Raw genomic sequence first — 8243 nt, 5'->3', positions numbered from 1 at the left:
TTTCATCTCTTTTCCCTTTATTTTATAGTTCTCATAATAGTATAAATATACCAGTTTGTCAAATATTTATTCATTTATTTTGATATTTTTCCCATATTTTATCCTATTTAAAGAATATTTATTCATTTATAAATAAAAAAAAGCCGTGGAACGGCTCAATGCAGTTCCACAGTTTTTATTAACCTATTCTATTTTATCTTCTGCCTCTCCGTCTCTGGATGGTCCTTCCCGGGCTTCCTCTTCTCACGGCTCTGGAAGGCCTGGGTTCATTGTCTGCCGCAGATGCCTTGCTCCCTGTTCCCAGTTTGCCGGTACGGATGGCTGTTCTTTTGGCAATAAGGAACCAGCCTGCCAGTTTATCCGCACATTTCCCTTCGCTGCTGTTTTTTGCCATCCCATCCTCGGGATAGGATTTCTTGTAGTAAACTACTGCATTTCTGCTGTTTGTCTTGTCATCCGATGCCACGCTTCTGAATTCCATAAGGTTTCTGCCCAGGAACAGAATCAGGATGACCGGATAGGCAGCCAGCGGATATACCTTTTCTGTAATGGAAAGGGCAATGATGACAACGGCCACCACGATAGCTGCCATGGCTGTATATTTCTGCATGGACAGCATTTTTTTGAATTTATCATCCATAGCGGAGAGCCAGATATTTCCATTTGCACGGAAATAGTGAAGGAATTCCTGATCACGGAAGCTTCTGTCGCCCTTATGATGGTCGATAATCTGATCTACAATTTTAGCCACATTTTTCTGGAGGCGAATCATCTGGTATCCGATAAGGAATCCGATGGAGGTAACAATGACCGCAATAATAATAAAAGTTAAAGAATCCATAGAAATTCTCCCCTGCTCAAAGATTTTCGCAGCATCATCTGCATTTCTTTATTATACTCGCGTCAGGAAACGGTGAAAAGACGGGGCAGTAAATTTTCTGCCCCGTTCTGCCTGAAAAGCATCCTTTACTTCAGCCACAGGCGCATGGCTGATTTGGCCGCCTCTTCCGGTGTGATATAGCCTTCCTGTGCCATAAGTGCCAGCACCGTGGTCATACGTTTGGTTCCTTCCTGAGGATGGCTGATGGGATCATAGGCGGAAGGTGCCTGGGGCAGACCTGCCAGCATGGCGCACTGCGACAAATCCAGATCTTTGGGTGCTTTGCCGAAATAGATCCGACTGGCTTCCCCCACGCCATAGGCGCCATGGCCGAAATAAATGGTATTCAGGTAAAGTTCCAGAATTTCTTCCTTTGAATAATTCCTTTCCAGCTGCACCGCCAGTGCCAGCTCTTCCATTTTTCTTGTCATGGTGCGTTCATTGGAGAGAAAGATGTTTTTGACTGTCTGCTGGGCAATGGTGCTTCCTCCTTCCAGAGTCTGCCCGGCCATGGAATTGGTGATAAATGCCCGGGCCACACCGATGATATCTACGGCGCCGTGATCATAATAGCGCCGATCTTCCGTGGCAATGATCCCTTTTTTCAAAAGATCCGGAATCTGATCATAGGGGACGAATTTATCCCGATGGATTCTGGATTCCAGCGCCTCTTTGAAATGAGCCACATCATCCCATTTTTCACGGAGAGTCCCATTGTCCGCCTTATCCCGCACCACGGAAGAAGACGCCGGCTTTTCAGACTTTTCTACAGTTCCCGATGTCGTAGGAGAAGAAGACATACCGGAAATCAAGGTAGAAACGGTTTCCCTGATTTCCGAAACAATGCCCTTGTCCTCTTCTGCCGGCTTGATTTCATGGGAAACAGCAGCTCCTCCATGAGAAGCCTTTGCCTGGCGGCTGAGATCATCTCCCTGGGACATGCCCCAGTACACTGCACAGCCCAGTATAATAAGAAGAAATAAAAATTTTTTCATAGGATTCCTCTTGCCTGGTAAAAATAGAATATGCCTATTTGTTTATTGTACCATATCTTTCACAATCGGATAGGAAGAGACGACAGCCGTCTCTATTCCTGAAGGGCACATCCGTAATCCTGACGGCAGGCCGGAGCCTTAGCCGCAGGGCCAAGGAAGCCGCAGTCCCATCCATGCAGAACTCTCTTATTTATGCTATAATAGTTATAAACAATATCATATATTATTGTATATATATAAAGGCAGTGGACCAATTGAGGAAGCACTGATTCAATGGCCGCTGCATTTTTTTGTCAAGGAGTGTCTTATGTCTGAAGAAATTCATGAAATTCAGGCCCGCCACGCTGAAGAGAACGGCAAAAGCGATTACGGTGCCAAGGATATACGAGTACTGGAGGGACTGGAAGCAGTCCGGCTCCGTCCTGGCATGTATATCGGCTCTACCTCCGCCCGGGGCCTGCACCATCTGGTGTATGAAGTCGTTGATAACAGTATCGACGAAGCACTGGCAGGCTACTGCACTCACATCGAAGTAACATTGAATGATGACGGCAGCTGCACAGTAACCGATAACGGCCGCGGTATTCCTACCGGCATGCACGAAACAGGCAAACCTGCCATGGAAGTGGTGCTTACTGTCCTTCATGCCGGCGGCAAGTTCGGCGGCGACGGCTATCCCATTTCCGGCGGTCTGCATGGCGTCGGTATTTCCGTTGTGAATGCCCTGTCTGAATGGATGACAGTGGTGGTACGCAGGGAAGGTCATTTCCATGAAATGAAGCTGTCCCGGGGCGATGTCACAGAGCCTATGAGGACTTACGGAAAGACAGATGAAACCGGTACCTCCGTCACCTTCAAGCCGGATATCCAGATTTTCAAGGAAGGCATTGATTTTGATTATGAAACCCTGAAAATCCGTATGCGTGAGCTGGCTTTCCTGAACAAGGGACTGACCATCACCCTCACCGATAACCGTGACGGGGCCACCCATCAGGATGTTTTCCACTATGCCGGCGGCATTACGGAATTCGTACAGTTCCTGAATGAAGGCAAGGATCTGGTGGATCCGGCTGTCATCGCCTTTGAAGGGGAGAAGGACAAGGTCATTGTAGATATTGCCATGCAGTACCAGACAGGCTACAGTGAAAACATGTATACCTTCGTCAATGATATCAATACGGTCGAAGGCGGCATGCATCTGGCAGGCTTCCGCAGCGCTCTCACCCGCGTACTCAATGACTACGCCCGCAGAAGCGGCATACTAAAGCAGAATGAAGACAATCTGACCGGTGATGACGTACGGGAAGGTCTTACCTGCGTCATTTCCGTCAAGGTGCCCAACCCCCAGTTCGAGGGCCAGACCAAGACAAAACTGGGAAATCTGGAAGTAAAGAGCATCGTAGACAATATTGTTTCCGAAGGTCTCAAAACCTACCTGGAAGAGCATCCCCAGGAGGCAAGAGCCATTGTAGAAAAAGGCATCACCGCCAGCCGTGCCAGAGAAGCGGCCCGCCGTGCCAGAGAGCTGACCCGCCGGAAAAATGCGCTGGAAGTATCCAGCCTTCCAGGCAAACTGGCTGACTGCACGGAAAAAGATCCGAAATTTACAGAAATCTACATCGTCGAAGGGGACTCCGCCGGCGGATCCGCCAAATCAGGCCGCGACCGCCGCTATCAGGCCATCCTTCCTCTCCGCGGAAAGATTCTGAACGTAGAAAAAGCCCGTCTGGACAGAGTGCTCAACTCCGATGCCATCCGCACCATGATTACCGCCTTTGGTACCGGCGTAGGCGAAGACTTTGATATTACCAAACTGCGTTACTATAAAATCATCATCATGACCGATGCCGATGTAGACGGCGCCCATATCCGCACCCTGCTTCTTACCTTCTTCTACCGGTACATGAAGCCCCTCATTACAGAAGGCCATGTGTACATTGCCCAGCCGCCTCTCTACCAGATCAGAAAGGGCCGCCAGAAATACTACACCTATGATGATGATGAGCAGAACCGCATGCTTGATGAAATCGGCCGCGACGGCTGCGTCATCCAGCGCTACAAAGGCCTTGGGGAAATGGATCCGGAACAGCTGTGGGATACAACCATGAATCCGGAACAGCGGGTTATGCTGAAGGTTGAACTGACTGATGCCATTGAAGCAGACCGCCTCTTTACCATCCTTATGGGAGATAAAGTAGAACCCCGCCGCCGGTTCATCGAAGAACACGCCAAGGAAGTCACCAATCTGGATTTGTAATCAATACGATAGGGCGCTTCGCGTCCCCGGTTCCGCAGATCTAAAGGAATCAAAAGATCAGGTATACAGCTGCCCCGCCGGGCGAAGCGGTTATCACCTTTCAACACACATCCGGAACCACATAAAAAGAAACTCACCAGCTATGCCGGTGAGTTTCTTTTTGCATGTCATTGTTTCACCTCATCGATCCATTTTTCTATCATTTTCCATCGATGGGCATCTGTCTGATAACCGAAAGATAACTCATACTGCCCTTCAGCAAAATGCATGATATAAAGCTTTTCCTTTTCATCCGGCGACAGCAGAGAGTCCGCCAGATTGCCCGGGCAGAAATAGGCCCCTCTTCCCAGAAGACATACTCGAAGCATGGTTCCCATATTTTCCGACTCCATGGCCATCCTCGGATTAAAACCTGCATCCCGGAAAAGTTTTCTTGCCAGGGCTCCCGCAATATCCCCCTCACTATTCAGAAGAAAAGGGCAGTCCGCAAAATGAAAAGACAGTCCCTTTTTCCTTTCTTCCGGATGGACAAAAAGGGAGGCGCCCTTCTTTCCCCACAGCGCATCTGCCAGTTTTTTCGCCATAAGCAGGACAATTTCCTCCTTCATCCAGGGTCTGTGGGAAATTCCCGGCATCTCTCCGGGAAGCCTTGCCATAGCCACGTCGATTTCATCCCGTTTCAATGCATTCCATATATTTTCATTATCCATTTCAAAAAGATGGATCCCGCAGTATGGATACTTCCGCTGAAACCGATCAATGACGGAAGGCAGCATCACCTGCCCCCGCGCAGGAGCGATACCTATGCGGAGCACTCCCTGAAAATGGCCGGACATATCGGAAAGCTCCCGTTTCAGCGCCAGTTCATTTCTGGCAAACATGCGGGCATAGCGGAGAAATACCTCACCGCTATCCGTCAGTTCCAGCGGTACATGACGTATAAAGAGCTTTGTCCCTGTCTCCTTTTCGAGAGCCGCGATGTGGGCTGACAGGGTCTGCTGGGTAATATGCAGCTTCTCCGCCGCTTTCGTGAAGTTCTTCTCCTCTGCCAGCATGAGGAAATATTTCATGGTTAAAAAGTTCATGTTTTCCTCCTATTACTGTATTTTTACTGTATTATATACAATAAATAACAGTTTTTCAATGTAGTTTCCTGCGGATATAATAGGTTTAAAAGAGGCACAGCCGGCAGCCCTGATATTTCCGTCTTGACACAAAGCAGCTGCGTCAGACTTCGGAAATACAGCCGCCTGCCGCAATACCTCCATTATCCCACTATTTCAAAAGAGGTCTTTTCCATGAAACAAAATTTTGAACTGCTAAGCGGCCCCGCCGCCTTTGGTCTTTCCGCCTGGCTTCTGACCGGAACATTTCAGCCGGCAGCGGCCCTGTCTCTGGCCTGTGCTTTATGGATGGCACTGTGGTGGATTTTTCGCCCCGTGTCCATTTACGTTACCGCCTTTATTCCTATTGTCATCAATTCCTTTTTTGCCCTGATTCCCATGGATCATGTCATCAGCCAGTACTTTTCGGAAATCGCCGTCCTCCTTCTGGGGAGCGACCTGATCTGCCTTACCTGGACCACTACAGGACTGGACAAACGGATTTCCGTGAAAGCCCTCTGTTCCATCGGCACCTCCATGAAGAGCCAGATTTTCGTATGGTTTCTGGCATCCACGGTGCTGTCTATTTTTCTCCCCAACGTGGTAGTAGCTGCCATCTTCTGTCCTATAGCCGTCGCTATGCTTCATTTCGTAGGTGAAAAGGATATCAGCTCCAGCAAAACCGCCATTCCTATTCTCCTTGCTATCGGCTGGGGAAGCGGTATCGGCGGATTCGGCTCTCCTATCGGTTCCTCCGCCAATCTGGTGGCCATTTCCTATTTGGAAAAACTGACCGGCCATGAATTCATGTATTTCGACTGGGTCATCCGCTTCCTGCCGGTTCTTGCCCTTATTTTCCTGATGAACCTGCTTTTCCTTTTCTTCCTGCCCTGTCCACTGAAAGCACTTCCCGGCACGAAGGAATATTTCCGTCAGATGTACGCCTCCTTCGGCCCCATGAAACGGGGCGAACGCATCGGTCTGTTTCTCTTTGCCGCCGCTACGCTGCTGGCCTTCCTGCGTCCCCTCTTTGCGCCATTCCTCCCGGCCATGAAACCGGCCTATGTATTTCTCTTCCTGGGCATGCTTATGTTCTTCCTCAAGGATGAAAACGGGAAGCCCATGCTTACCTGGAAATATGCGGAAAGCCACGCCATGTGGGGCATGATTGCCCTTTTCGCCAGCGGCCTGGCTTTGGGAAAACTGGTCATTGAAACAGGAGCCATTGAAGAGCTCTCCCATCTCATTGCCGCCATGAACCTCACTCCGGGACTTCCCGTGATGGCCATGGCCTGCATCTTTGCCTGCGCTATGTCGGAGATTTCCAGCAACACTGCCTCCGCTTCCATCTCCATTCCGGTAGTGATCGGGATTACCACCTCTCTTTCCCTGAACCCTGTTCCCTACATTTTAGGTACTATTGCCGCATACAACTGCGCCTATATTCTTCCTATTTCCACCAGAGCCATTCCTATCGGCTACGGTCTTTCCGCCTCCGCCCAGATCCGGTACGGCGCTGTTCTTTCCTTCCTGACTGTCATGCTGACCACCCTGACCTGTACAGCATTTATGAATTTTATTCCTCTGTTCAGTGAACTGTAAACATACAGCCGTTTCCCATATGTCATCAATTATCCTGCCGGGGAGGGGAAACAGGACGGCCCTGTTTCCCCTCCCCGGATATTCTGTAAATCCTTTCGTCCCATGAATGGTAAGACCATTTGCACCTTTGTTCAGTGGAAATGATCTGCTTTCTCTCTATGATTCCAGGACGAAAAAAGGGACTGCCGCATGAAGACTTTGATTCATGCGCAGTCCTTTTGTTTTCCTATGCATCCGCTGACGATACAGGCAAAGAGGCACAAAACAATATCAATGAGCCAGATGGCAGTATAACCGCCGGTAACTGTAAGGAGAACGCCGCCCAGCCAGGCGCTGAAAAAGGCTCCGATCTGATGGGCCAGAAAGAGGATACCCATGAGGGTGGCAACCTGGCGAAGCGTAAAGTTTTCACTGACCAGCCCTGCCGTCGGCGACACAGTGGCATCCCCGGTCATCCCCAGTCCGATGGCAAAAATGACCGCCGTAAGGAAGGTCTTTGGCATAAGGAAGAGATACAAGGCCGTCCAGACCGCACGGAAGCCATAGAGAAAAGCCAGTATTTTCCCCTTGTTCAGGGTACTGCACAAAGCGCCGGACAGGAGAGCCCCGCAGATGGTTGCAATGCCGTAGACGGAAAAGGCCCAGCTGGCTGCTTCCGCTTCCATGCCGTATAGGATAAACTGTGAAAAAAGATGAGACTCAATGATAACCATATGGAAACCGCAGGTTGAAAAGCCTCCTAGAAGAAGCAGGAATATGCGATGATGGAAAACTTTTCCCAGCGATGCCCGGGATAATTCCTTTTCTTCCTTCCCTGCCTGGATATCCCGCTGCTTCGGGTCCCGTGAGGTGACAATGAGAGAAGCAGGGATGAGCAGGATAACGGGCACAATCAGGAACATCAATGCCCACACCACGCCGCCGCGGTCTATAAAAAACTGAAGCAGCGGGGACAGGATGAACCCCACCATACCGGCGGCGGCATTGAGCATACCCGAAATAATCATGGCATAGCTTCTTCCTACGAAGTATACCGCCGAGGTAAGAATGAGTCCGAAGGCCAGCGCTCCGGCACCGCAGCCGAAAAAGAGACCCAGGGATAAAAGGAGCATAGCGAAAGACCGGGCCAGTATCATGCCTGCCAGGCTGAGGCCGATCATCACGATACCCACACCAAGGACAAAGCGGTTTGAACGCCTCCCGGCAATCATGCCGAAGACCGGCTGCATCAGACCGAAAACAAGCTGCATGACGGCGATGCAGAAGCTGACATCTTCATAGGAGACGCCGCTGTGCTGACTAAGCGGTATCAGCAGGATGCCGATATCTGCCCGCAGGCCGGCGCCAGCACCATAAAGCAGGCAGGCCAGCAGTCCGAAAGCAATAACGCGGCATAAAGTCATTTT

General features: G+C 50.0%; 6 protein-coding genes. 2 read left to right on the top strand and 4 right to left on the bottom strand.

The features are described 5' to 3' along the window. Nucleotides 1-193: 193 nt before the first annotated feature. Both ACI4N7_RS09510 and ACI4N7_RS09505 read right to left on the bottom strand, forming a co-directional pair. Nucleotides 194-841, bottom strand: a complete 648-nt coding sequence (locus tag ACI4N7_RS09510; protein WP_439733123.1) for a hypothetical protein — start codon at nucleotides 839-841, stop codon at nucleotides 194-196. Between the two features lie 125 nt (nucleotides 842-966). After that, complete coding sequence (locus ACI4N7_RS09505; protein WP_439733122.1) at nucleotides 967-1875, bottom strand: transglycosylase domain-containing protein; 909 nt, start codon at nucleotides 1873-1875, stop codon at nucleotides 967-969. A gap of 307 nt (nucleotides 1876-2182) precedes the next feature. Between ACI4N7_RS09505 and gyrB the strand changes: the two genes are divergently transcribed. Continuing rightward, complete coding sequence (gene gyrB / locus ACI4N7_RS09500; RefSeq protein WP_439733121.1) at nucleotides 2183-4132, top strand: DNA topoisomerase (ATP-hydrolyzing) subunit B; 1950 nt, start codon at nucleotides 2183-2185, stop codon at nucleotides 4130-4132. Between the two features lie 167 nt (nucleotides 4133-4299). On the opposite strand, the gene ACI4N7_RS09495 is transcribed toward gyrB, so the two are convergent. Then, nucleotides 4300-5217 (bottom strand): LysR family transcriptional regulator, encoded by a 918-nt coding sequence (locus ACI4N7_RS09495; RefSeq protein ID WP_439733120.1) that lies wholly within the window; start codon nucleotides 5215-5217, stop codon nucleotides 4300-4302. A 213-nt stretch (nucleotides 5218-5430) separates the two neighbouring features. Here ACI4N7_RS09495 and ACI4N7_RS09490 point away from each other — a divergent pair, with 213 nt between their 5' ends. After that, nucleotides 5431-6837 (top strand): SLC13 family permease, encoded by a 1407-nt coding sequence (locus tag ACI4N7_RS09490; RefSeq protein ID WP_439733119.1) that lies wholly within the window; start codon nucleotides 5431-5433, stop codon nucleotides 6835-6837. 203 nt (nucleotides 6838-7040) lie between these two features. Here ACI4N7_RS09490 and ACI4N7_RS09485 read toward each other — a convergent pair. Next, nucleotides 7041-8243, bottom strand: a 1203-nt coding sequence (locus ACI4N7_RS09485) for an MFS transporter (protein WP_439733118.1), incomplete at its 5' end; no start/stop codon positions are given.

The sequence above is a fragment of the Dialister sp. genome (assembly GCF_051885895.1).
Classification (GTDB): domain Bacteria; phylum Bacillota; class Negativicutes; order Veillonellales; family Dialisteraceae; genus Dialister.
This window is presented reverse-complemented; position numbering and strand designations above follow the sequence as displayed.

What these genes read in the sequence shown, in the direction of transcription:
- ACI4N7_RS09510 (WP_439733123.1), bottom strand. Translation starts at nt 841, where the DNA reads ATGGATTCTTTAACTTTTATTATTATTGCGGTCATTGTTACCTCCATC.
- ACI4N7_RS09505 (WP_439733122.1), bottom strand. Translation starts at nt 1,875, where the DNA reads ATGAAAAAATTTTTATTTCTTCTTATTATACTGGGCTGTGCAGTGTAC.
- gyrB (WP_439733121.1), top strand. Translation starts at nt 2,183, where the DNA reads ATGTCTGAAGAAATTCATGAAATTCAGGCCCGCCACGCTGAAGAGAAC.
- ACI4N7_RS09495 (WP_439733120.1), bottom strand. Translation starts at nt 5,217, where the DNA reads ATGAACTTTTTAACCATGAAATATTTCCTCATGCTGGCAGAGGAGAAG.
- ACI4N7_RS09490 (WP_439733119.1), top strand. Translation starts at nt 5,431, where the DNA reads ATGAAACAAAATTTTGAACTGCTAAGCGGCCCCGCCGCCTTTGGTCTT.